Origin of the sequence: Paraburkholderia sp. JHI869, assembly GCF_038900775.1 — a bacterium.
GTDB lineage: Bacteria > Pseudomonadota > Gammaproteobacteria > Burkholderiales > Burkholderiaceae > Paraburkholderia.
This window is the reverse complement of record NZ_JAYMSC010000040.1, coordinates 16,559-39,841: the sequence shown is the minus strand read 5'-3', so window position 1 is coordinate 39,841 and position 23,283 is coordinate 16,559. Positions and strand designations below refer to the sequence as shown.

Below are 23,283 nucleotides of genomic sequence, written 5' to 3'. Positions count from 1 at the left end.
CTCATGCGACGAGCACTTCCGACTGGCGCCCGGTTTCTGCCTTCAGTTCGTCGAAGTAATCGCCGACCAAGCCGATGAAGTTGCGCAGATGCATTTCGGCCTTGTCGATGCCACCCCATCCGTCGATCGCCCGCTGGAGGGCGCCCCACATCAGATCGTCGTGGTCGTGCGATTCGTCGTATTGGATATGGCCAAGTGAACCCTTAACGGCGTGGTGGCCGAAGGCTCGACCCGCAGCGTCGGTGATCGTCTTATTGTAGCGGTCCGAATACCATTCGACGAACCAGTTCCACACCATCGTCGGCAACGGGCCATCGCGTTCGATGCTGAGATACAGATAATTGATCAGCTTGCTGGTCGAGTGGAGCGGCTGAATGGTGTCAATCTGTTCGGCGGTGAGGCCGAATTTTTCGATGTCGCGCAGAAAGAGTCCTTCGTGGCCGTATTCCTCGGCGAGGTATTGCGCGAGGATCTGCGCGAGTTGATTGTCCTTGAAGCCGATCTTGTAGAGCGCGAATGCATCGACTTCATTGTTCAGGCGGATGCGCAGCACTGTCTCGACGAGATGCCGCCGATAGTATTCGCGGTCGATCCATTCGCCGCGGTGAAACGCGGCGGTGTCGGGCGAGGCGGAAAAGAGCGCCTGCATTTCACAGTCTGCAACCAGTTCGAAGCGGGCACGATCTTGGTGGGCCATTTTCAGTCTCCAGTAAAACTACATGAAGGGAAACAGCATCGCGAGCGCGACACATACAACGACGAAGCGAATCATCCGCAGTTAGTGTCTCGGCAACATTCGAAGACTTGGAAGAAAATGCAGTGCGAGACGACGATCCAACTGCCAGCAACACCGGGCTATTTTTGGCGACCGCAGGCTATGCTGGCGCTGACCACGAGCAACGTGCCGATGCTTTGCAAGCCCGTCATAAGCTGACCGAGGACGACAAAGCCGATTGCGGAGGCAATGGCGGGTTCGACGCTCATCAGAATGCCGAACGCGGACGCCGTCATGCGCCGCAGCGCGAACATTTCGAGGACGTAGGGCAGGAGCGGCACGAGTACCGCGAGATATGCTGCGTCAATCAGTTGAGCGGCGGGCAGATGGCCACCGCTTTGCGCAAGACCAAACGGCGTGGTGACAAGGGCCGCGACGATCAGCGACATCGAGAGCCCCTGCAGGCCATCGAACAGCGTGCCGACTCGTTTCATCATCACGATGTAGGTTGCCCAGCCGAGCGCAGCGCCAATCGGAAAGACCAGCGCGGCGAACGAGGTGGTCCATATGCCGTCCTGCCGCGCAATCAGGACGACGCCGACCATCGCGACCATGGGCCACACTAGCATCCGGAATTTGCGGATGCCAGCCGTCGCGACGATGAGGGGGCCAATGAAGCTGATGGCGACTCCGAGACCAAGGGGCACGCGCTGCACGGCTTCGAAGTAGCACAGCGTCATGCCGGCCATGGCGCTACCGAGAACGAAAGCGGCGATCCAGCGCTGTCGGGAGTAGGTATGGAGCGGCGGTCGCACCACGATCGCGAGCACCAATCCCGCGAAACAAAGACGCAGCCAAGTCGTGCTGAGCACACCGTATTGGATCGTCACGGGTCGCGACAATGCAGCACCAAGCTGCACGCTGCACATCGATACGATAGCCATGGCAGGCGCGAGCACGCTGGCAAAACGTTGCGAAGACGGCCCAGAACCAAGGGCGTTAGCATCAAACCCATCGCCTTTAACTGGCTCAAGCCCGGTGTCGATACGATTTGCTTGGATGGCATCTAAATCTTCGCTCATACTCGGCTCCGTAGCAACGACGGGAGAATCCTAACAGCGAAGATCCGCTTTGTATAAGCCGTTAATATTTTTGTGCGCATCAATCATATTGATGATTCGCGATCCAGAAAAAGCTTGTTTTTCAGGTAAAGTGGTTTTGTCGCGGTAAGGGCGGAGCGCTAGAATGCACGTCTTGTGAAGTGACGGAACCGACCGCACGCTACTGGGCAGGAGTGAGCTTGCGCGGGCGGCCTGTCGCCTGGGTCGACCGCAATGCACGCACTCCGTGCCTCTTCGCCCGCAGCTTGTATGCCCACGAACGATGCAGCCCAAGCGACGCCGAAACCGCATCGGGATGTTCCCCATCATTCATCCGCTCAAGCGCGAGCATGCGCATCTCTTCGAGGATGTTGTGCGCCAGACTTCTTCCGGCTCGTGTACAGTCCGTAGCTCCATCGAGTGACACGACACGATAGATCAGCATTCGCCGAATTTGTTCCCTAACTTACTGATCTATGAGCAAGAGCGTCCGGTATCAAATCGACACAAACCCAACCGACGCAGCGACTCTTTGGAAAGGCATCCCGCGCATCGGTGAGGTGTATTTCAACAGCCTGTTAATCTTACTGTGTCAAAAACTCAGTTGCGCACTCTATTGTGGTACAGGAAGAGCGCCATCGTTGCATGAGCCTTTGTCCAAGTAGGATGCGCAACGTAGTAATCGAATCAGGAACGTGGCGTTGAGCGCGCTGGACTGCCCCGGGGGATGTAATCCGAGGGAAGGGTAGGCAGCGCGCTTTCAAGGAAGTTTTTTTACCATGTTCATCTGATTGCATTCTGAGTCGCTGAGCCATCAGAAACCCATACGCTGCGATACTCAGTGTGGCGTGATGGTGAAAGCCACGCCAGCCTCGCCCTTCATAATGACCGAGACCGAACTCCTGCTTCAGGTCCTGATAGTCGCGCTCGATGCGCCAGCGAATTTTGGTCACGAACACAAACTGCTCCAGGTCGCCTCTTCGGGGGCGGTAGTGAGAAAGTATTTGAGTGGCTCCGTATCGCCATCAGGCCATTCAATAAGCAGCCATTCTTCGTCGCGAACGGTACTTCGCCAATTGTCGCGATGTGCGGGACGAACCCGTACGGCGGCAAAGCGTGAGGAAAGTGCTGCGTTGCTACCTTCCCGCCAGGTTACGGTCTGCCAGGCGTTTTCGGGTAATTGCATGGCCAGTTCCTTCACTGCGAGCGGTTCATGACCGGGCGCGCGGCGTAGCAATGTCGGGGGTTTGCAGCGCCCACTCCAGGGCTTGGGCGGAAGTGGCGCCGTACCGGGTGCCCACACAGAGGTGGCCGGCCGGATCCCTACCGCGTACAACAAACCCAGTTCAGTTACGCTTTCCCGGAAAGCGGTTTCGACGCCGTACCCGGCATCCGCGAGCACAATGCCCGGCGCAACGCCGGATGCTACAGCCTCCCGGAGTTGGGCCAGCGCAATCTGCGGCTTGGTCTCGAAGGCGAGATCGTCGGGAATGCCTGCAAGACGCGCTCGTTCCCGGCCGTCAATCCATTCCTTGGGCACATACAGCTGCCACGCAATTGGCAGGCTGCCGCGTTGCGTCGTGATCGACAGGCTCACGGCGATTTGGCAGTTATCCTGTTTGCCCAGTTGCCCACAGTATTGCCGCGCTACGCCGACCGAATGCTTGCCCTTTTTCGGGAAGCCCGTGTCGTCAATAATCCAGTAATAGCCAGCCTCTTCAGCAGCGTGCAGGTCTAACGCGGGCATCACCCATTCGCGTACCCGCTGCAGGACCGCCCGGTCAGACCATTCCGCCTTGGCCACAAAATGATGGAGTGACTGGTGTTTCGCGCTCGCGTGAAGTGGGTCAATATGCGCGGCCATCGGCTCGACGCTCTTGCGTGACAACGGCATGACCAGGCCCGAACAGTAACCCTTGAGGCCGGCATGGCGATCGGCGTGCACTAACGCCTGCGCCAGATGGCTTAGATACGCGTCAAATTCATCGACATCTTCTCTCATCGCGATCGCCCGAAGTCTGTACTATTTAATACTGCCAGGTATCGCTTTGCTGCAAATGGCTTTTTTGACACAGTAAGACTAAGGATATGTGAGCTTTCCCCGACCATCGCTTCCTGATGGGTACGGTCTCGCGTAGCATGCCCCCGTTCATTCTTCAGGCTAGCAGGCCAAGGATGTGGCCGCGTAACCAGAGGCCTCTGGAAGGCGAAAACCCGACGGAATCTCAATGCTGGCGTCAGGTTTGAGAGACAATAACAACCATTCGGCCAACCAAACGTTCGATCAAATCGAATTGCCAAGGGCGGCCACGCCATAGCCCTGAGATTCCTTGACGATGGCGAAATCCCACCACGATCAAACCAGCATTCAATTGCTCTGCGTAGTGCACGACACTTTCGACCACTGTACCGTGAGAAAGGTAGCCGCTCGCCCTAATACCTTCGCTTTTCAGACGACACAGCGCGTTGTCCAGCAACTGTGATGTATTGCTTACATATATTGAATAAGCAAGGTCGGTCACGATCCCAGCTGTCGATATGAGTGCAGTGGAAATGTCGTTCACACCCTCCTTGTCAGCGTAGCTCGGGAATACGATTCAGAGCTTGCTCGCTTTCTTCCGATCCGTCGTAATAAACAAGAATGCTTTGGTAGTTAGACACTAGGAGTCCGTTAGACTTTTGAAGTTGATATTTCGCGAATCAATCCTATTACTTCGTCGAAATCAGGCTTCCGATGCTATGGGAGAGGGCTGCGGCAGTAAGCCAGACTGGGGAAACTAACCCCCAATGACTTTCCGCCTTGGGAGACGGTCTACCAGTAGACGCAGCGCTGGTTCCAGACAGGCTGTTTCAAATCAATGGTAAGTGATCTGCGCTTGATTATCCGTGTGACGCACGATCGCCGGGGTCAGTGGTCCAGTGTGGTCATTCTCGATGGACGCACGCTGCAGTCGAAGTGCTAGCGTGGTCCACGCGCAGGCTATCACGGGTAGAAGTTCAAGCAAGACAGTAGGTGCACATGCCCGTGGGGCAATCACTGGGCGGGCATGTGGCGCCGCCCAGTGAACAGGAGCGTGCATAGATCGGGGAACTGGCGCGACAGGTCCAGCAGGCTGCGGGGGAGACGGTGAGAATCGCGTTCGCTGACCAGGTAGTACACCGGCGAAGAACCCGCAGAGGCCGCTCGCGATGAAGGCATCGAGCTTCGCGTGGTCAGGTTGCCGGAGGCAAATGAAGGCTTTGTACTGTTGCTGCGTCGTTGGGTGGAGGAGCGCAGCTGGCTCAACCGCCTCAGACGACTGGCCAGAGACTATGAGGGTTTGGCCAAAAACCTTGGCTGGTTTGCATTTCGTCGTGTTCTCCCCGCTTATTGTCTTCCACTGCGCAGCCGTTAACAGAGCTGCAAAGCGCCTTCTAAGAACCCTTAACAAAAAGAACGAAGGGGCTGTGAACCCTTGATGAATACTGTTAACCTTTTCTTTGTTTCGACGACGAAAAGGACATGGCCAAGCCGATACTCGACGACGAACTGTGGGCACTCATCGAACCGTTGCTGCCCCCGCCCAAACTACGACGAACCCGTTATCCGGGGCGCAAGCCGCTCGACAACCGTGCGGTGTTCACCGGCATTCTCTTCGTCTTGCAGACAGGCCTGCGTTGGGACCTGCTACCTCGCGAGATGGGTTGCGGCAGCGGCATGAGTTGCTGGCGTCGCCTACGTGACTGGCAAGCCGCTGGCGTCTGGGAGCAGTTGCACGAGGTGCTGCTTGCGCGATTGCGCGCAGCCGACCAAATCGGATTGCGCGCAGCCGACCAAATCGACTGGCCTCGCGTCATCGTCGATTCCTCTTCAATCCGCGCTGTGGGCTCAGGTCAAAAACAGGACCGAATCCCACAGACCGCGCGCGACCCGGTTCAAAGCACCATCTCATCACCGAAGCGCAGGGCATCCCGCTCGCGGTGATTCTGACCGGCGCCAACCGCAACGACGTCACGCAACTTCAAGCGCTGGTCGAGGCAATTCCGCCGATTCGTGGCAAGCGTGGCAAACCACTATCAAAGCCTCGGGTCGTTCAGGGCGATAGAGGCTACGACCACGACAAATATCGACGTCCACTGCATGTCGCCGGCATTGCAACCGAAATCGCTCGACGTGGTCAGCCTCATGGTAGTGGGCTAGGCAAAACACGCTGGGTTGTGGAGCGGACCATCTCGTGGCTTCACAACTTCCGCCGACTGCGCATCCGCTTCGAACAGCTCGCTTTCATCCACGAGGCTTTCCCCAGAATTGCCTGCTGCATCATATGCTGGCGACACCTGCAAAAGTCATTCTGTTAACACCTCTAAGCTGACTGTTGGGTGATCTGCTGGAACACCCTTTCAGCAAGCCCAACAATTTTATGAAGCCGTCTCTAAGCCTTTGAACAATTCCGTGCCAGAACGCTGTGCATCCTCGCCCAAGTCATTGTTGTCTCAGAATTCGCCACGTGCACTAGTTTTTCATGAAGTTCAGAAACTGACGAGGGATCGATTATTCCGTTTTTTATCATCTGCGGCGCGAGGTCACTCAAGCTCATCGCATAAAGCAACCTATCTTGGGCTGAATTGAGTAACGGGTGATATAGGCGGCTATGTTCAATTTCCAAACCGAGATTCCTGATAAAACTCTCCATCCGGAAGGCGATATTGTAATCACGGCCGTTCACGATAAAACAAGATCTTAACATTCTTATAAACTCATCGATCGCTTCAGACGGTGGAAAACAGAATGAACCGTCATGAATCACCGGCTCTTCGCACAGCAAATGGCCATCTGGGCAGAGCGCATTCACCATTTCACGGATCGCGTGATCAGCATCCGCCACATGATGCAGCACCATCCGACAATAGACTAAGTCATATGAGTTATCAAAATGATCCAGGCAATTAATGTCACCTTCGAAAAAGCGAACATTCTCGAAACCACTTTCTGCTATCAATTCGCGGGACGCATCTAGCTGCGCCGGACTGTTATCTATAGCCGTCACCGTTCCTTGAGGTCCAGCCGCGCGTGCCAGATTCAGTGTCATTGCGCCACTACCGCAGCCAACTTCAAGGATCTTCCTACCGCGGAGCGTGCCGGCTCTGCTTATAAGGTCAACACTGGACTGTTCGTATAACCGGTTTTGGATGCCGAGTCTTAGCCTGGCACTGTCATCCGTTTTTATGATGTAACCCATATTGCCTCCTTGAGAATTCTTCATTTCGATTGAGTGACGCGGCGTTTTCAACCGTTATGCTCTCGTCTTGGCCCCTGGTGATGTACCCTCGGGTTTTCGCCTTCTAGGGGCCGTCTTGCGAAAGACGACGCGGGTGTTGCAGATGCGATATTTGCGCCGTTTGCAGCGGCCCATCCCGCAGACTCTGGTCCGTTGGTGGCGGTGGGCACGGACGTTGATGAGGCATCAGTCAAAGGGCCGTTGTCTAGCTGAAAACGGTGGTCCCGATACGAAAGGGCGCCACCCTTTTATCGCCTCCATTAGAATCTCGCTCGCTTTGAAGTAACGTTCTGGAACCGCGTCCACATCTATCCCGAAGTAACCCAGCTCGATCGGAAGAGAGCCGAGCCTGTGCTGTCTCGAACCACCGATCAGGTGATAAAGCATGCAGATCTCTTCAAGCGCAAGTAGCGGATGATGAAGGCTATAAGCAGCATGACTAGAGGGCCGAGACGAAGTTCCGCGGCGTGCTGTGCGACGCTCGACAAGAACGGCGTCGTCAATGGGCCGTAAAATGGTGCTCCGCCAGAGCGGTAAGCGTAAAAGCCTCGCTGTTGACAGGCTTCGGCTAGACCGATGCGGTCCGCGTATTGTTGTCCAATTGCGCAAATCGTCGTCGTCCAAGATGCCGAAGGCCGGCTTAGGCGGTAAAGCGTTTCTCATTCAACTCTCTCCAACTTACATCCAGATACCGGCCTAGATTGAGGTGAATCAGGGTTTGCGGGTGCGATTACCGTTTTGGTCGTCGCGCTCCAGCCCATAGACATCCCCCTCAAGCTCCCTCGTTTCTGCCAGAACTCCGGTGATAAGGTCCATATCCTTGGCGGTCAAGGTGAGACCGGAGATGGCGACGTTCGAGGCTAGATGGGTGCGGTCGCGCGCGCCGATGATGACGGCCGCCACCCCCGGTCGTTCGAGCATCGCAGCGCTGGCGACTGTGGCGATGTCGGTTCCGTGCCGGTCCGCGATCTGGCGGAGCATTGTCAGAAGGGCCTGGAATAGATCCCAACCGCCGATGTCGTCGATAATCCGCTTATATTTGACCAGCGAACGGTTCTCCGGCTCCCATGTCGGTTCCGGTGCGCCGAACCATCTGTCGCCGAGGAAGCCGCCAGCCACGGTTCCATAGCACAGAAGGGGGATACCGTACTCGACTGCCGCCGCAGCCATTCGCCGCGCTGGACGTCGGTCGAGCAGCGAATACTGCACTTGCATGCAGGTAAACGGCACTCCTGCATTCACGATCTCCAGCATATGGTAAGTGTCGAAATTGGTGCCGCCGATCTTATCAATCTTGCCGGTGAGGCGAAGATCATCGAGCCACAGCGCCGCCTCGATCCAACGTGGCTCTCGGTATTCCCACCAGTGGAGTTGTACGAGGTCGAGCCGCTCCTGATTGAGGCGTTGCAGTGACTGGTCGATCACCCTCTCGACATAAGACTTGTTGATGCGCCGTAGTATGTCTAAATGCGGCACAAATTTGGTATGGACTTTGATTCGGGCGAGGGCCTCTTCCCCTCGCAGATCGCGATAGCGCCTTCTAAAATGACCGATCAGTTCTTCGACCCCGGTATAGATGTCGGCACAGTCGAAGGTGGTTATTCCGGCATCCGCGAAGGCCACTAGATCCGCCACGGGATCTTCGCTTCGGCGCGTGCAGTGGCCACTCGCGAGTTGCCAGCCTCCGTGGATCACTCGTGAAATCTCGTAGTTTGGGGTGAGCTGGATTCTCTGCATCTTTGTTGCGCCTTATAACGGTCATCATGGTGCGGCCCCGCTGTGCTTGCGAGGGGGTGAACTGGCATTGCCAACTCAGATCGGATAACTAACCATATAGGAGGAAAGCCGACTGATCTGCAGGTTGGCGCGCTTAGAATTCGCTGAGTATGGCCATGCGGAAGGCTGATACGCAGGCCTGCCACTCCTAAAGCTTCCTGCCGTTCCCCGATCCGTTCTATGGCCATTTGTCCGACCTTGACGTTCATACGACCCGCTCCATCAGCATCCGACCAGCTTCCGCGTAGTGCCGCTGGTGGACCATGGCGTGTTGCGCAGCCGCCTGCAGATCGCGCAGCCGCCGCTGAAGTGGTGAAGATTCATACACTGCGACACCGCCGGCCAGGGTAAAGCAGGCATGCGCTGCGTGGGCACAGATCGTCGCAATCCAGATTCCAGTCTGTATGCCCTCGCTGTACAGCACTTGGCCATTCAGCGTGCCGGCCAAGGCGTGCCGCCAGTGACTCTGCGCCTGAACCTGCATGGCCGCCCGCGCCGCACGCACATCTGCCTCAATTCGACCCAGCTCACCCAAGACCATCTCCGAGTCGCGCATAGGAGCCGGCGCTCGAAGTTGTTGCCTGCCGCTGTGGGCGAGCTCGGCAACATCCGACAACGCGCCCTCCGCGATGCCTACGCAGACCGCGCCAATAAGAACCGACTGGAGGTGCCGCCACGCTTGATAAAGCGGTCCCGGTTCGCATGATGCGCCAGCCGGAAAGTCGAAAAAATTGGCCTCCGACGCGAGTACGTTCTGTAGGGCTATGTGGTGACTGCCGGTACCTCTGAGGCCGGAGGCGTGCCAAGTGTCTTCAATATGCCAAGCCGAGGCCGGCAACGCGACGCCCCGGACCAAGGGTGGACCGGCATCCCCTGCCGGTCCACGGAGTGGCTTTCCTCCTTCCGACATGACACACAGACCCGCCATCCAGTCGGCGTTGCGGCAACAACTGGCGAACGGCCAACGGCCGCTGATCCGCCACCCACCTGGCACTCTCTCGGCAGTGCCTCCAGGCATGGATACACTAGCTATGATGATGTCCGACTTCTCCTGATACATCAGATCGTAAGTCTGTCTCGGCAATCGAGGGCTCATAATGGCGGATGAAATGCCGATCATCGCGGTCCAGCCGACTGACCCGTCGAGCCGAGCCAACGCGCTGATCACTTCCATTCCCCAAGGTAAATCTAACTCTAATCCTCCACGGCTGCGTGGCACGAACATGCGGAACACCCCTATCGATCGCAATTTCTCGATAAGGTCGGACGGCATGCATCGTCCGGCTTCGATTTCGGTTACGCGCGCGAGAATGGCTGGGGCAAGAGCACGAATCGCGTCAAGCATCCGGCCGGCTGCAACTGACGAAATCTCCAAGCCCTCGTCGTCAGAGAGGGCTTGAATTTCAGCTTGGTGTCCCTTTGGCGCCGGGCGATCTGACTCGTGTAGGGCATTACTTTGCTTCATTAGTTTCGGCGTGTGTCTGATTAATTAAATGAGCGAGCATGCCTTCTGCCTGTGACAGGCTCAGTGCGGCGGTGGTTAGTTGTTGCGCCTTACGTCACGACTGACCAGCATTGCGCGGTTCTCGTGCTACTCGCCCACCCGGACGGCTGCAGTCTATATGCTACTGGTTCTGTGACAGGCGGCGTGCGTTCACTTCTGTGGCAAGCATCAATTGTGGCCGTAGGCGGGGGATTGGTGAGCCGGAGCATGGGTTTTCCTCCTGTACGCTTAGCGTGGTTGGAATGCAAGGCCCGCGCAAATAAGTACTCGCGGTTCGGCCTCGGGTTGACAAATCTATTGTCCATCGATGTATCTAATACTTTATACACGGTTTCAGAAGTTTGCCTCGCGTTTAGTAGAGGCACAAGACAATTAATATCAAAAGAATTGAAATGGCTTTCACTCCGAAAAATGTCGCATTCTTTGCGTCGCCGTGGGGTGACCGCTCAGATATTCCAGTTGACGGTTTCGCGTTCACCGCTCGTGACAATCGTCTTATCCACATGGCGTTGAACTGTAGGCGGGGCACGCTTGCTTGAAATCGATCGGTGGGGCGCCGTCCAAACCCGGCGGGAGCGATGCTAACCCGCGTTTAGATTCTTAACGGTAGGCCAGCCACACCTCAGCAGAAAGCATGCTGCCAAGGAGTAAATGTAGCGAAAAAAGGCGGGTCATGCGGGTGGGCATGACGCGAAGGGGATGACCGCCGATGTCGACCCAGCTGCGCTAATGTCTGACTATCAGGACTAGCGAGCCCTCTCACGGTGTCGTTCGGCAGACAAAGTCTGCGTAGTTACATATGCGGCAGCTAGTCAGGATTTTCTGAAAATATCGTCGCCCCAGATGCAATCTGCTCGTGCAAAATTTAACCTCAACGGCGCATGCGATGTTCTCAGACACCGTCGACGGAGCAAACGCGAGCGCCAACCTGTACTCCCTCGTCGAGACCGAACTATGCCGAATCGCGCGGGATGACCTCGGTGGATCCTTGATGGCACGTGCGTTCAGGAAAACGCCCGTGCTTCTGATTCGGCATAGTCCGTTCCGTACGTTCAAAGGGCGTCGAGAAACGCTAGCAGTCGGCCGCTCGCATGATATCGACCCGGCTGTGCATCTTGTGCGGGAGGAACTTCGCCAGTGCAGCTTCTTCAATGGCTAGATGTGCGTGCAGATAGACTTGAGTGGTCTCGACAGACTCGTGTCCTTCTGGAAGAAGCCCGACATACAACCAGTGAACGTAAAGCCATGGAAGACCCCTCGCTGGCCGGACTCGTTGTCCGCAATGCTGCCTTGTCCGGACGACATGACCCCGATCAGGCCCGTGGGCGGAACAAGATCGGACAGGCATTCCACCAGCCGCATCGGGCTGAGTGCATTGGCGAGCATGAGCTTCACGTAATCCGCGGTCGATACCTCGCCGATAGTTTGGGTTGGATCCGGATTGGTGGTACCGGCGTTCACGAACAGAATGTCGAACGTCCGGTTGGACACGCGCTCGCGCAGGGCCCGGATCTCATCGGGCCGGGTGATGTCCACAGTCTCGATCTCGACCTTTCCCGATGCTCATCGGCCAGCGCATGCAGCGGGGTCCAGCCGCTGCCAGCGCGGACTTTACCCATGACGCTCCATCCCTTCTTCAGAAACTCAGCCGCCATGGCATGGCCACGTCCGAGTGAGGCACCGATGAGCAGAATCATGGGCGTGTGAGGGGGGCGCTTGGGGCATGAGCTTTCCTTCTTCGTCGGGGTGATGCCGTGAATTCTTGGGACCACTCCAACTTTGCACCAGACGCCCCGCCAGTCGGAACGGCATGGTACGCAAAGTAGCCCAGAACGATCTGCGCCAGCCAGCGCCCTTGTGAGGCGATCAGTTCGTGGATATGCAGGCGCATGTGCTCCTTGACATGCTTGAGCTTCGCGCGCAGCCGGTCCTTGCGGCTCTTCTGTTTGAGCTGGAAACTGCCGTTGAGTGACGTCCCACTTATGTGGGTGAAACCCAGATAAGCAAACGTCTCCGGCTTGCCCATGCCCTTATGCCTTCGCCGCTCGGCCGCATACCGACCAAACTGCAGCAGACGGTTCTTCTCCGAGTGCAGCATGAGGTCGAATTCCTCCATGCGTTGCCGCAGTTCCTTCATCAGCAGCAGCGCATCTGCTTCGTCCTGGAAGCCCACCACCGTATCGTCCGCGTACCGCGACGCAATCACCGTGCCGCGGGCACACAGACGCTGCCACCGCTCTATCCAAAAATCAAACACATAGTGCAAATAGATATTGGCGAGTAATGGGGAGATCACTGAACCCAAGGCGTACCGGCCTGTACCGACATCAGCCGGCCATTGTCCAGCACCCCAGCATCAAGCCATTTGCCGATCGGCGAATAACTCTCGGGTCCGCCACCCGATGCTTCACGAAACGGATCAACCATTGCCTGTTGACGGTGTCGAAAAAGCTTCGAATGTCGGCGTCCAGAATCGAGTTCACTGGTCGCCACCGAATCGCGGCAGCCAATGCGTCGAGCGCATCATGCTGGTCATGACTCGGGCGAAACCCGTACGAGAAACCGAGGAAGTCTTCCTTCATAAATGACGTTCAGAACATCAACCATTACGCTCTGCACAAGCTTGTCTTCCAGTGCTGCTATACCCAACAGCCGGAGACCTCCGTCGCCCTTGGGTATATAGCGGCGCACCACTGGCAGGGCACGGTAGCTCCCTGTGCCTACCCGCTTGTGCAGGTCCCGGAGATTGCTCTCCAGTCCCGCTTCATAGTTTTCCCACGTCATGCCGTCAACTCCCGGCGCAGCCTTACGTTTGAGCGCATAGAACGCAACGCTCAGCCGCTCGACTGTGACGTGGTGCAGCAACGTCGTGAAACGCATCTTCTTATGGTGTCTCGCCAACCGCCGTACGCGATCCAGTCCCTGTGACACGCTTCCCCGGTGCTGCGCCCGGCACGTGTGATTCTGGTTCGCATTCCCTTCGGTCCCCGCACTTGGCTCCGCCCCTCCTCGCCTTCCCGATGCGGGCCTGGCCAATACCGCTACAGCGCCAGGTCAGACGTGAGATCTCCCGGTTCCCGTACAAGGCGCTTGCGTGCATGCCAAGTTCTACGACCACGCCGGATCGGCGGCCACTCGCGATGTCGCGCCCGCTCGTATCGCCTTCCACGTACTGGAGCGCGTCGGCGTCCAGGATATAAACCATTTCGTGGCTCCATGGCTTGCCTACACATTCCCCTGCCGACGCTTCGCTGACCTCCTCGCGGATGCCCGCGCACGGCTCGGGGGCGATGTGGCTCGCTACGCCTTCATCGTAGTGGACTCTCACCACGTACACCTAGCCGGTGTCCCGGCGCACCCAGTAGGGATTTTCAACCCATTGCCAGACGACCGCTTCGTCCGACAGATCGAATGCGTGCTGCAGATACTACGAGCCAGCAATCAGCCTCGGTGACGTGGCCGGCCGACCTTTGCGTGAGACGAAGCTCGCGCTCATCGACGCTTTCAATCCATCCCAGTTGATCAGATCGGCCAGACGCACCAGTGGATGCTTCAGGTTGATCTGCTCGCGCAGAGGATGCCGGAATAAATCGCCTTCGTTTAACCGCTGTCTTCGGACCCATCCAGACCTCGAAAGAATTTGCGCGAAACCACCCATAATCTGCCAAGTTCCTGCAAATCCGTCAACAACTATCAGCGTCAAACCCTTGCTGCGCAAGCCGCTTCGAATTTTCTAGACCTGACTATCTATTTGCACCGGAGCCCAGATGATGACAACGGCAGGGAAGCGGTGGCCGTGATAAAGCGATTTCGTTTTCTTCTTTATCACTTCATTCCACCGCCGCCTTACCGTCAACCGGACAAAGCCGTCTGGGCTGCAGCGCCTATGCCCGTCAGCCTTACAAACAAATCTTCCAATCACCCTTTCCGATTTCAAGGAACAAACAGTCGTCGGACCACTCGTCCATTTCCACAGCGACCGCAGACATAACCCCAACAAGCACAGTTGCCGCCATTAAGCCAACGAATACCATTTTCTTAAGCTTCTTGCGCATGTCAATCCCCAGGAATTGAAAACAAAAATTTATAACACTTCGATACTAGTCCATTGAAATTGCACTGATCCAGTAGTGGATGGGTAAGATGAATCTGAGTGCAACGGAGCGCAAAGTAGCCACAAAACCGACGCCGTTCAAACATTTCTGGCTGACCACCCGAACGTCTCGATACATTACACACTCACGTATTCGTCATGGCTGAATCAGGTTGAGAACTGGTTTGCCTGCATCCAGCGAGACGTCATTACGCGTGGCGTATTCACCAGCACCAAGGATCTCGACAAAAAGCTCATGCGTTATATACGCCAGTACAACAAGCAGGCGATCCCATTGAAATGGAAGTATTCCGATCCATCGCGGAGAATCCGGTGCAATTCATCCGGTTCAACGGACTAGTCGTGACCGAATACTGCACGGACGCGTCGTACATTTTGACCAATGATGCAAAGCCACCGCTTCCGCAAACCTGTATCTGAACATAGCCAAGCCGCGCAGGGGGCGCAGAGAAGCCGCTCAATGCCCGCGCGAACCAACTACCTTAGATCGGATCTTCCTCAGCCTCCGCCACACTCCTACTCGTCAGGGAAACGAAGTTCCATACCTGCGCAGGCGAGCCATTGAACTTGTAGAGCCTGACCTGGTTGCCGTCAATCGTGAGACGTTCCTTAGGTTCGGGAAGGCCGCCTCCGACCCGCGTGTAAGGGACTCCGCGCAGTTGGAGCCTTCAGCACGCACTCAAGCAAGCGCCGTACCATCGCAGCCGTTGCGCGCCATGATTTGACACGGACAACATCGTTCCACTGCAGCGGAACGTTTTCGCCCCGTGATTAATATGGTGGCGCTGTCCGCCAAACGGAAAGAAATGATGCCACCAACTGTTCTAAAATGAGGTCGAGCATCTCACCGATGTGGAGTACGACTGCGTCGAGGGACAGAATCGATGTAGGAACGAGTTCATTTGTTGTGTGGTTTGTCGGCATTGTCGTGTGCATGCAGTAATGGTAATAGAAGAGACTTGACCTTGCCATGACGTGTCGTCGGTAATAGTGCAATTTGGATGCGCTGGTCTGTTACGCTCGACTTTTTGGCGAGCACAAGCCGATGCGTAAGCTGAAAGACATTGACGGATTGTTCAACGGGCGCCACTTCGATTGTGAATATTTTCCATTGCGTGCGCCGGTACCTGCGTTACAAGCTCGGCTTTCGAGATCTCGCTGAAATGATGGCCGAGCGCGGTCCGTCGATGGCGTACACGACGATCATGCGCTGGCTCCAGCGCTTCACGCCGGAGTTCGGCTTTGTCGCAATAGGGGACCTGCTATGCTGAAGTCCCGAAGACGAACGATCTGACCGATGAAGCAGAACCTGAATCCCGCGGTGGCGAAGGTGCTCAAGCGCCTGCATTATCTGCTTGAGGTAATCCTTCTCCGCGTGCGCTGGTACGTTGCGTATCCGCTGAGTCTGCGTGACCTCGAGCAGATGATGGGCAAGCGAGGAATTTCGGTTGACCATTCAACCGTGCGTCGCTGGGCACTCAAACTGTTGCCGTTTCTGGAGAAGGCGTTTCGGCGCTGCAAGCGGGCGGTCGGCAGGAGTTGGCGTATGGACGAAACGTACATTCGCGTGAGGGGCGAATGGAAATATTTGTAGCGCGCCGTGGACAAGGCTGGCAACACGATCGATTTCCTTCTGCGAGCCCATCGTGACCAGGCTGCGGCCCGGTGATACTTCGAAAAGGTGATGGCCCAGAACGGTGAAACCGGAGACCGTGGCGATTGATAAAAGCGGGACAAATCTGGCGGCGCTACAAACGCTCAACGCCGAACGTGAGACGCCGATCAAGGTCCGCCAGAACAAATACCTGAACAAACAACGTTGTAAAGCAGGACCACCGTGCCATCAAGCGTCGCACCCGTCCCATGCTGGGATTCAAAGATTTTCGCTGTCCCCGCATCATTCTGGATGGCATCGAAGCCATGCATATGGTCGTCAAGGGGCAGATGAAACGCATTCGCGGCAGTCAACAATCTGCCGCTGAGCAATTTTACTCGCCGGCGAAATAAGCAATCCTATGATATTGCGCTTTGCTATGACCGTTGCCCTTATCGCGACAACATCTGCTATTGCGATATCTAGAATTCGGCGAGATTCCCCTTGGGGCAACTCTCAAGCCACCTGTGAATAACATGGCAGCGGCCTGAGTAGCCAACGTCGAGCGGCAACAGCGATTGAAGGTTCGACGCGCCCGGACAGCAAGCGGGCTACCTTCGCAGGTAACCGTAGTTCTAGATGGGACTCGTCCACAATGGGGTGGTTCCAGCGCCTTGCGCAGGCGGTATGTGGCGCCCGGTCCCGTGCCAGCACGGATAGAAGTTGGTCCGGTCAAGTGTCCGGACTTCAGACACGCCGACCTCACTGCTGCTCTCGCCTGATATGGAGGATTAAAAAACATCTGGCCTGCACTTTAGAATAGGAGATAACTGACAAAAAAAAGAATCGCAAAATGGATTGACTTCCATTTCCCTATAGAAGGCTTACTGTGTCACATAATTAGTTGCGCGCTCTATCGCACAGGAAGAGAGCCGTCGTTGCATGGGCCATTGTCTGAGCAGGATGCGCAACTTGGTAATGGAATCAGGAGCGTGGCGTTGAGCGCGCTGGATTGCTGCGGGGATGTAATCCGAGGGAAAGGGCAGGCAGCGCGCGTTCAAGGAAATTTTACGGGTGAGCCCGTCTCCCAAGAATCAAATGATGCACATCAACGTCGAGGTCGAGTCGCATGAGTATCTTTGCGAATGCAGGTGCGCAAGCGTGCGGCAAGCCGTTAGCTCGTGGCGCACCGCGTTTACTAACATTTTTGAAAGTATTGTCATGACGATGAGACAGTACGAGCATGAAATCCAAACGTCATCCGACGGCCGGAAACTGGATTACGTGACGTTGCAGGCAATGCGCCAGCAAGCAGCGAAGCCGTTCGCGAAGGACAGGGCGTGGCGAGTGTGGCGGCGGCCTGCGGATGAACGAACGCAGCGCCTATCGTTGGCTGGCCGACTTCGCCAACGGCGGACAAAGCGCCTTGCTCGCCGAGTCGATCCTGGGCCGGGCGCCCAAGGTCACTGCCGAGGAGATGCGCTGGCTGGCGCAAGCCGTACGGGACCACACGCCGTTGCAGTTCAAGTTTTAATTCGCACTGAAGGGTGGGGCGACGATGAAGAATATGATCGACACCGACACGATAGAGCGTCGCGAGAGAATCCGAAAAAAGGCCTTCGAATTCGCCGAAAGCGGTGCCTTTACCAATTGGCAAGCAATTGGGGCGGCGCTCCGCTCACAATTTCCAACTAGTCACGTGGAGGATATCCTCGCGAGCCCATTCTGTCGTCTGGATCTGAATAATCGATGTGGCAAAGCCCGCCGTCACGATCTGTCCGATGAAGATAGTCACGAGCGAGACGGCAAGCAAGGAGGCATTGAATAGCGATCAACCGATCTTGCGCGAGATGCTCAATGCGTTGCGCTGGATGGGTCGCGCTTGGGCGGCGTGGCGAGTGCTGCCGACTAATTTATACGCCGTGGCATTCGTGTACCAGCAGACACAACGATGGCTGGCGGCGGTATGTTTGGCTTTTTCAAGTCGAAGGCGGTTAGAATGAGAGGATGAAGAGGAACAAAACGCCGTACTATGGTTTTTGTTTTCCGGCCGCGATCATCAGCTGCGCGGTACGCTGGTACTACCGCTCTAACCTGAGCCTGAGCGACGTGGAGGAGTTCTTGCTCGAGCGCGGCGTGACGGTCAGCTACGAGTCGGTGCGAAGCTGGGGCGACCGGTTCGGGGCCCAGTTTGCGCGGCGCGCGAAAGCGGCGCGCGTAAAGCCGGGCTCCACCTGGCATCTCGACGAAATGTTCGTGAAGCTGCGCGGTGAGCCGTACGTGCTGTGGCGCGCGGTGGACGAACATGGAGCAGAGCTAGATGTGCTGCTGCAAGAGCGCTGCGACAAGGCTGCGGCCAAACGCTTCTTCAAGTGGGTGCTGTGCTCGCACCCGGTGCCCATTAAGATCGTTACCGGCCAGTTGCGCAGCTACCCGGCAGCCAAGGCGGAAGTGACCGAGCTGGCCTGCGTGAAGCACGTCTTCGTGAAGGCCTCTGCCGAGGTCAATAACCGCGCCGAGAATAGCCACCAGCCCAAGCGCGGGCGTGAGTGTCAAATGCAGGGGTTTCGCGATCCACACCGAACGCAGGCGTTTCTTTCGCGCTTCGGACCGATCCGTCAGCATTTCGTGTTGCCCCGGCATCAAATGAAAGCAGCCTGCCATAGAGCTGAACTTCAGGCGCACCTGCGCTTCTGGTCTGAGTGGACTGGTACGAACTGCTTGGTTATCTAATAAGGATGCCTATCTTTAATGGGGTTTGGCAAACACCATCGCTTAACTTGACAAAGCCAGACAAGGCATTCCAGACGTGGAAGCCGACCGCACCGAAGGCGGCCGGTTCGAACTGATCGCATCAACTAGCACGGAGGACAGAATCAGGTGAAAGGCGATACGTACAAGCACCTCATCGCCGAGCTGCAAAAGTTGAACCGACGCATCGAGAGTGCGAGGCAGGACGAACGGCAAAACGTTTTGCAGGACATTCGTGAGAAGATGACCGAGTGGGATATTACTTCGAACGAGCTCCGGCGATATCGACGTGGCACGTACCACATGAAGCCGGTTGTCGCGAAATACCGAGACCCGGCCACTGGCCGTGAGTGGAGCGGCCGGGGCCGTGAACCGGCCTGGATCGCTGGCAAGGATCGCAGTCTGTTCCTCATCGAGAACGACGATGCACCAACCGGCACGCTGCGGGCCGTTCGCGCTGGTTAACTCTCTCTCGGTCTAATGCGACAGAACCAGAACCCGCGCCTCCAGCTTTTAAGGCGGATGCGCCGGGACTCGTCCGGGATGACGCACGTACAGGCCTGCCAGCCACTCGGCCAGAAACCGGCTCAACCAACGGCTAAAGAAGCGAGAGTCACAGCGCAGCCGCTGCATGTTGGCCTCACGTGTCTCACCGTCGTCACGCATCAGGATCAACCGGGAACGCCGCGTGTCCGCTGCGCGCACCGTTTGGCTACGAGCCGCCGACAGCAATTGTTTGCGCTCAAGCGTGGTCAAGTTCATCTTTTCCATGTATTTCATTGAATACCAAATAAGGCGCTTTTTCAACGAAGCAATGGACTAGAGGGGGCATCAATATGATTGAAGTATCCAGAAGAAATAGCGATTTATATAAAGCGAATTGGTACTGCTAGGATTTGCGCATCATCGTCACTGAGCCGTGTATGAGCGAGGAATCGGATGCCGTCCGAGTAAATCGTAGTGCAAGTGGGCCCGCGCCTATCATGGCCATCGCGTCGATGTGCAGCGTACAGCTTGGTGCCGCGTTGTCGCGGCCCGTGATGGCACAATATGGTACGTTCAGCACGACTTAGGTGCGCCTTTGTTTCGCGAGCGTGGTACCGTCAATCGTGGTGCGACCGCCACTTTAACCTTCTCCCGGCGGCGCTGGATCGCCGCCATCGTCCTCGGTAGTGCGATGGCGGGCATGGCGCTGTGCTACTTCGAAGCCGTCCGGCGCGTGCGTGTCACTCGGTCTCGCAGTCGCCATCAGCTCTCGCGGGCCGCTCTCCGTCGCTACGGTCGGTAACCGCAAGTTCCGCATGCTGTGTGGCCCGTGCTTGCGCTGGTCGGCGTCCTGCCGCTTGCGCAGCAGGACGGCAAGTGGGTCCCCTAGTTCGGGACGCTCGTGTTTCCGATCGGGTCTGCGAGAAATCGTCAAGACTAGTGTATGCGGGTGGGTGGCATGATCAGGCGGCTAGCGCTTGAGGGTCAGCATCGAATGTGGCCGTCAGAAGTAGGCCCGCGTGCCAGCAGACTGTATCTTGGCATCGAACGCGACGGCCCGCTGCCGACGATGGTGTGGAACGGGTTCGCCGAATGGTATTCGGACCGCTATAACAAGACGGTCACTGAGGCCGCGGACTGCGCCTTTGGTCTCGACACTGTCAAGGGTTCGCTGTAAAGAAACCTCGATCTTCTGCATGACTTGATCTTCCGCATGAAAAGCCTTGTTTTCGTGCCGTTTGACACGCGAACCCGCAGCATGCTCATGCAACATGCATTACTCTCCGAGGTATGTAGTCATGCAGAGCATCAGCGCACGAGCGGTTCTGGCATCTCCCGCTAAGGGGCGATTCGCATGGTTCGATCAAAACGTACAAATCACATGAGGGCAAAGACGCAAAACCCACGGAGGACGCTACCTATCAAGTGGGGGGCTTCAATCCCCGTTGTGTGATGCTGCTATGTGTACGCTGGTACGTAGCCTATCAGGCTGCGTAATCTCGTGGAAATGATGGCCGCGCGGGGTATGGAGGGGCGATCTCTCGATCTTGCATCGCTAAATGATCAAGCTCGTATCGTTGTTCCGAAGAAAACGAATAGTAGAAATTCCAGTCCCGCCCGAGGTCAGCCAGATACGTCTAATAGTGTTGTTAATTAACTGAATTTACAAAGTAAAAATTCTTTTCGCCGCCGCGGCTGATGCATCCACACTTGTTTCCACTCACCCAAACTCGCTACTTCGGCGTAGGTTTTTGGGCCATTGTAAGAAAACCTACGCCGCGTATCCTTCTCTCGGAGAAAACCTACGCCGAGGGAAGAATGCGCTTTGATGCACGTGTCGCGGCCAGGCTGCCCAGCGGGGAGCACATGACCTTTGAGGGATTTCCGGGGCTACGCCTGCAGGCTTCGACGAGCCGCAAGTCGTGGACGTATCGCTACAAGTCACCAGTTGACGGCCGGATGTGACAGGTGAAACTTGGCGAATGGCCGGCGATGGCGTTCGCGGCAGCGATCGCTGCTTGGGAGAAGAACCGCGTCGAGCGTGATACTGGCGCCGAGCTCTCCGCACTGCGTCGAAAGAAAGAACGCGCGGCAGCCCGTCCATCACCAGAGGATTACACCGTCAAGCAACTTTGTCGCGACTATCTCGAAGGGTACGTGGAGGTGAACCGCAAGACGAAGGGTGCGGTCGAGGTCGCGCGCATCTTCAAGGCGATGCTGGGACCGATTGCAGATATGCGCGCGGCGACCATCACCCGTGCACAGGCGTTTGATTTCCTCGAGTCGCCACGCCCATGCTCGCGTCGCGGCTTCGGATGGAACTTGGGTATGCCTGGCATTATGCGCTCGATGCGGGTCGCCTTCCGGAGGACACCGCCAACTGGTGGCGGGAGGTTCTACGGGGGCGATTGAAGAGCAAGGGGCGCAAGGTCGAGGGGAAGTATACGGGGACACAGAAACGGGTCCTCTCGGCAGACGAGCTTGGCACGTTGATCCGGTGGTTGCCGAACTTAAGCTTGACCGTTGCTGACGCATTGACGCTCTACCTTTGGACCGGCACAAGGGGCGGCGAAATCGTCGCCATGGAGGAGACGGAGATTGCGGAGGAGGCTGGCGGGCTGTGGTGGACCATCCCGAAGCACAAGACCAAGGGGCTCCATAACGAAAGAGCAACGGACTTGCGAGTGCCGCTCATCGGCCGCGCCGAGGTCGTCGTGCGTCGCCGGCTGGACCAGGCCAGGGGACCCTTCCTGTTTCCTTCGTCATCGCGCGGTACGTCGATGAACCAGACCGTGATCCAGCACGGCGTCTACTATCATCAGCCATATTGCAAGATCACTCCGAAACACGTCCGTCCGCGTCTGCCGGTCACGCACTGGTCGGCCCATGACCTTCGGCGAACGACCCGCACGCTTCTGGCAACGCTCGGTTGCCCAAATGAAATCGGGGAAGCAGTACTCGGTCATGTGCAGCCGCGCATCGTTGGGATCTATAACCGTCACACCTACGACAGGGAGCGGCGCGACTGGCTTACCCGCTTGTCGCATCGACTTGAGGAGATCGCAGCCACGTATCCTGCTAGGAAGTAGCGCGATGGCGTCGATTGTTATGGCCGGTGTTCGGGGGAGGGAGGAGATCCGACACGGGGCGGGCCTCGGCCCACGCTTCGACCTCGCGGGTGAGCCACGCGACGCGACGGCCGGACAACATTCGGGGCCTTGGGAACAGGCTTTCGCGAACGAGCTTTTGTACGCTCGTTTCCGAGAGTGAGACGGCGGCAGCGACTGCAGGAAGATCAAGGTAGAGCGGTTTCATACTGGTCGGTGCGGGCATGCTGCAATCCTCTGGCTTTGGGGGCGCTGACCAATAAACAACGTTTTGTAATCGGGTTTTACTCGAGGCGTTCGCGATACCGCACGCGCTGCGCTCAAACGACAAGCCCCCGAGATCCGGCTCGCATTAGATGCCACGAAGTCGGGTATTCGAGCAAGGGCTCAGCGCTCGAAGTGCGCTGATCATGCGATGGACTCTAGCGTGCACAGCACCGACGTCACGTCGAACCATCCGGAACTCGCCGGGCTGCTCTACGACGATCTCGTGAACGGAAAAGAAGCGGCGGATCTGCGGAGAGCGACTTATTCCCCAGGCGAGGAGCAAGGAGGACTTCTAGTCAAAAAGACCCGCGGTGGCCCAGACGAAGAGACGAAGCACGACCGCGAATGCGAGAGATGAGCGCCAGTACTTGAGGAACAACTCACGCACTCAGGCAGTGCATTAACAATCACCATCATAATCGGTTGTTCGGGAAAAACAAGGCGTTCAACCTTCGCTATTTGTTCCTGAACGATCAACGAGAGCATGTCGCGTACATTTAGGCAAACGGTGGCCGTCTGCGCGGGAGACTGCCGAACGCGGCCTCAGGCTGATCCAGTACAAGCCGTCGTGCGTGGCGAGGCGGAGTCAGATTTGGGCTTCTCCGCCTAAA

The 23,283-nt window shown here is 56.9% G+C and carries 16 protein-coding genes and 11 pseudogenes; 12 read left to right on the top strand and 15 right to left on the bottom strand.

The window, feature by feature from the left end:
* Position 1: 1 nt before the first annotated feature.
* The 5 genes and pseudogenes from VSR72_RS38545 to VSR72_RS38525 form a co-directional block, all read right to left on the bottom strand.
* Entirely contained in the window at positions 2-697 is a 696-nt protein-coding gene (locus tag VSR72_RS38545) for an iron-containing redox enzyme family protein (protein WP_342957449.1), read from the bottom strand.
* A gap of 158 nt (positions 698-855) precedes the next feature.
* On the bottom strand, positions 856-1,797 hold the full coding sequence (locus tag VSR72_RS38540; protein ID WP_342957448.1) for an EamA family transporter: 942 nt from the start codon (positions 1,795-1,797) through the stop codon (positions 856-858).
* A gap of 202 nt (positions 1,798-1,999) precedes the next feature.
* A pseudogene (locus tag VSR72_RS38535) lies at positions 2,000-2,260 on the bottom strand (hypothetical protein); the annotation flags it as partial.
* A 242-nt stretch (positions 2,261-2,502) separates the two neighbouring features.
* A pseudogene (locus VSR72_RS38530) lies at positions 2,503-3,817 on the bottom strand (IS701 family transposase).
* Between the two features lie 235 nt (positions 3,818-4,052).
* A complete protein-coding gene (locus tag VSR72_RS38525; RefSeq protein ID WP_342957447.1) occupies positions 4,053-4,379 on the bottom strand; it encodes a universal stress protein in 327 nt (108 codons plus the stop codon).
* A 639-nt stretch (positions 4,380-5,018) separates the two neighbouring features.
* Between VSR72_RS38525 and VSR72_RS38520 the strand changes: the two are divergent.
* Both VSR72_RS38520 and VSR72_RS38515 read left to right on the top strand, forming a co-directional pair.
* Positions 5,019-5,274, top strand: a pseudogene (locus VSR72_RS38520) (hypothetical protein); the annotation flags it as partial.
* Positions 5,275-5,317: 43 nt separating this feature from the next.
* A protein-coding gene (locus VSR72_RS38515; protein WP_342957446.1) for an IS5 family transposase occupies positions 5,318-6,153 on the top strand; the annotation gives its coding sequence in 2 pieces (ribosomal slippage) (positions 5,318-5,690 and positions 5,690-6,153; 837 coding nt in all).
* Positions 6,154-6,227: 74 nt separating this feature from the next.
* Here the strand turns inward: VSR72_RS38515 and VSR72_RS38510 are convergent.
* The 8 genes and pseudogenes from VSR72_RS38510 to VSR72_RS38475 form a co-directional block, all read right to left on the bottom strand.
* A complete protein-coding gene (locus tag VSR72_RS38510; RefSeq protein WP_342957445.1) occupies positions 6,228-7,034 on the bottom strand; it encodes a class I SAM-dependent methyltransferase in 807 nt (268 codons plus the stop codon).
* A gap of 750 nt (positions 7,035-7,784) precedes the next feature.
* Positions 7,785-8,810 (bottom strand): aldo/keto reductase, encoded by a 1,026-nt coding sequence (locus VSR72_RS38505; RefSeq protein WP_342957444.1) that lies wholly within the window; start codon positions 8,808-8,810, stop codon positions 7,785-7,787.
* Positions 8,811-9,054: 244 nt separating this feature from the next.
* Positions 9,055-10,314 carry an acyl-CoA dehydrogenase family protein gene (locus tag VSR72_RS38500; protein ID WP_342957443.1) on the bottom strand — a complete coding sequence of 420 codons (1,260 nt, stop codon included), beginning with the start codon at positions 10,312-10,314 and terminating at the stop codon, positions 9,055-9,057.
* A gap of 1,281 nt (positions 10,315-11,595) precedes the next feature.
* Positions 11,596-12,050, bottom strand: a pseudogene (locus tag VSR72_RS38495) (SDR family NAD(P)-dependent oxidoreductase); the annotation flags it as partial.
* The gene (locus VSR72_RS38490; protein ID WP_342957479.1) at positions 12,047-12,649 is read right to left on the bottom strand and encodes a reverse transcriptase domain-containing protein; all 603 of its coding nucleotides are present in this window, start codon (positions 12,647-12,649) and stop codon (positions 12,047-12,049) included. The pseudogene VSR72_RS38495 and the gene VSR72_RS38490, both read right to left, overlap by 4 nt.
* A gap of 236 nt (positions 12,650-12,885) precedes the next feature.
* Entirely contained in the window at positions 12,886-13,233 is a 348-nt protein-coding gene (locus VSR72_RS38485; protein ID WP_342957442.1) for a hypothetical protein, read from the bottom strand.
* Between the two features lie 478 nt (positions 13,234-13,711).
* Positions 13,712-13,976, bottom strand: a pseudogene (locus VSR72_RS38480) (transposase); the annotation flags it as partial.
* Between the two features lie 276 nt (positions 13,977-14,252).
* On the bottom strand, positions 14,253-14,408 hold the full coding sequence (locus VSR72_RS38475; RefSeq protein WP_342957441.1) for a hypothetical protein: 156 nt from the start codon (positions 14,406-14,408) through the stop codon (positions 14,253-14,255).
* A gap of 114 nt (positions 14,409-14,522) precedes the next feature.
* On the opposite strand from VSR72_RS38475, the pseudogene VSR72_RS38470 reads away from it, so the two are divergent.
* The 8 genes and pseudogenes from VSR72_RS38470 to VSR72_RS38435 all read left to right on the top strand — a co-directional run.
* Positions 14,523-14,807, top strand: a pseudogene (locus VSR72_RS38470) (transposase); the annotation flags it as partial.
* A gap of 705 nt (positions 14,808-15,512) precedes the next feature.
* Positions 15,513-15,702: pseudogene (locus VSR72_RS38465) on the top strand (IS6 family transposase); the annotation flags it as partial.
* Positions 15,703-15,764: 62 nt separating this feature from the next.
* Positions 15,765-16,474, top strand: a pseudogene (locus tag VSR72_RS38460) (IS6 family transposase).
* A gap of 814 nt (positions 16,475-17,288) precedes the next feature.
* Positions 17,289-17,592: pseudogene (locus tag VSR72_RS38455) on the top strand (helix-turn-helix domain-containing protein); the annotation flags it as partial.
* 36 nt (positions 17,593-17,628) lie between these two features.
* The gene (locus tag VSR72_RS38450) at positions 17,629-17,889 is read left to right on the top strand and encodes a hypothetical protein (RefSeq protein WP_342957482.1); all 261 of its coding nucleotides are present in this window, start codon (positions 17,629-17,631) and stop codon (positions 17,887-17,889) included.
* A gap of 13 nt (positions 17,890-17,902) precedes the next feature.
* Positions 17,903-18,031 (top strand): annotated as a pseudogene (locus VSR72_RS38445) (IS5/IS1182 family transposase); the annotation flags it as partial.
* Between the two features lie 37 nt (positions 18,032-18,068).
* Positions 18,069-18,794 carry an IS6 family transposase gene (locus tag VSR72_RS38440; protein WP_342957440.1) on the top strand — a complete coding sequence of 242 codons (726 nt, stop codon included), beginning with the start codon at positions 18,069-18,071 and terminating at the stop codon, positions 18,792-18,794.
* 147 nt (positions 18,795-18,941) lie between these two features.
* Complete coding sequence (locus VSR72_RS38435; RefSeq protein WP_342957439.1) at positions 18,942-19,277, top strand: H-NS histone family protein; 336 nt, start codon at positions 18,942-18,944, stop codon at positions 19,275-19,277.
* Between the two features lie 48 nt (positions 19,278-19,325).
* Here the strand turns inward: VSR72_RS38435 and VSR72_RS38430 are convergent, their stop codons facing one another.
* A complete protein-coding gene (locus tag VSR72_RS38430; RefSeq protein WP_342957438.1) occupies positions 19,326-19,583 on the bottom strand; it encodes a hypothetical protein in 258 nt (85 codons plus the stop codon).
* A 1,533-nt stretch (positions 19,584-21,116) separates the two neighbouring features.
* Here VSR72_RS38430 and VSR72_RS38425 point away from each other — a divergent pair.
* Positions 21,117-22,387: pseudogene (locus VSR72_RS38425) on the top strand (tyrosine-type recombinase/integrase).
* Here VSR72_RS38425 and VSR72_RS38420 read toward each other — a convergent pair.
* A complete protein-coding gene (locus tag VSR72_RS38420; protein ID WP_342957478.1) occupies positions 22,377-22,613 on the bottom strand; it encodes an AlpA family phage regulatory protein in 237 nt (78 codons plus the stop codon). The pseudogene VSR72_RS38425 and the gene VSR72_RS38420 overlap by 11 nt on opposite strands.
* Positions 22,614-22,832: 219 nt before the next feature.
* Here VSR72_RS38420 and VSR72_RS38415 point away from each other — a divergent pair, with 219 nt between their 5' ends.
* Positions 22,833-23,030 (top strand): hypothetical protein, encoded by a 198-nt coding sequence (locus VSR72_RS38415; protein WP_342957437.1) that lies wholly within the window; start codon positions 22,833-22,835, stop codon positions 23,028-23,030.
* The last annotated feature ends 253 nt before the right edge of the window (positions 23,031-23,283 follow it).

Coding starts and splice junctions, on each gene's coding strand:
- VSR72_RS38545 (WP_342957449.1), bottom strand. CDS start 697: ATGGCCCACCAAGATCGTGCCCGCTTCGAACTGGTTGCAGACTGTGAA.
- VSR72_RS38540 (WP_342957448.1), bottom strand. CDS start 1,797: ATGAGCGAAGATTTAGATGCCATCCAAGCAAATCGTATCGACACCGGG.
- VSR72_RS38510 (WP_342957445.1), bottom strand. CDS start 7,034: ATGGGTTACATCATAAAAACGGATGACAGTGCCAGGCTAAGACTCGGC.
- VSR72_RS38505 (WP_342957444.1), bottom strand. CDS start 8,810: ATGCAGAGAATCCAGCTCACCCCAAACTACGAGATTTCACGAGTGATC.
- VSR72_RS38500 (WP_342957443.1), bottom strand. CDS start 10,314: ATGAAGCAAAGTAATGCCCTACACGAGTCAGATCGCCCGGCGCCAAAG.
- VSR72_RS38485 (WP_342957442.1), bottom strand. CDS start 13,233: ATGCGTTTCACGACGTTGCTGCACCACGTCACAGTCGAGCGGCTGAGC.
- VSR72_RS38475 (WP_342957441.1), bottom strand. CDS start 14,408: ATGCGCAAGAAGCTTAAGAAAATGGTATTCGTTGGCTTAATGGCGGCA.
- VSR72_RS38450 (WP_342957482.1), top strand. CDS start 17,629: ATGATCGACACCGACACGATAGAGCGTCGCGAGAGAATCCGAAAAAAG.
- VSR72_RS38440 (WP_342957440.1), top strand. CDS start 18,069: ATGAAGAGGAACAAAACGCCGTACTATGGTTTTTGTTTTCCGGCCGCG.
- VSR72_RS38430 (WP_342957438.1), bottom strand. CDS start 19,583: ATGGAAAAGATGAACTTGACCACGCTTGAGCGCAAACAATTGCTGTCG.
- VSR72_RS38420 (WP_342957478.1), bottom strand. CDS start 22,613: ATGAAACCGCTCTACCTTGATCTTCCTGCAGTCGCTGCCGCCGTCTCA.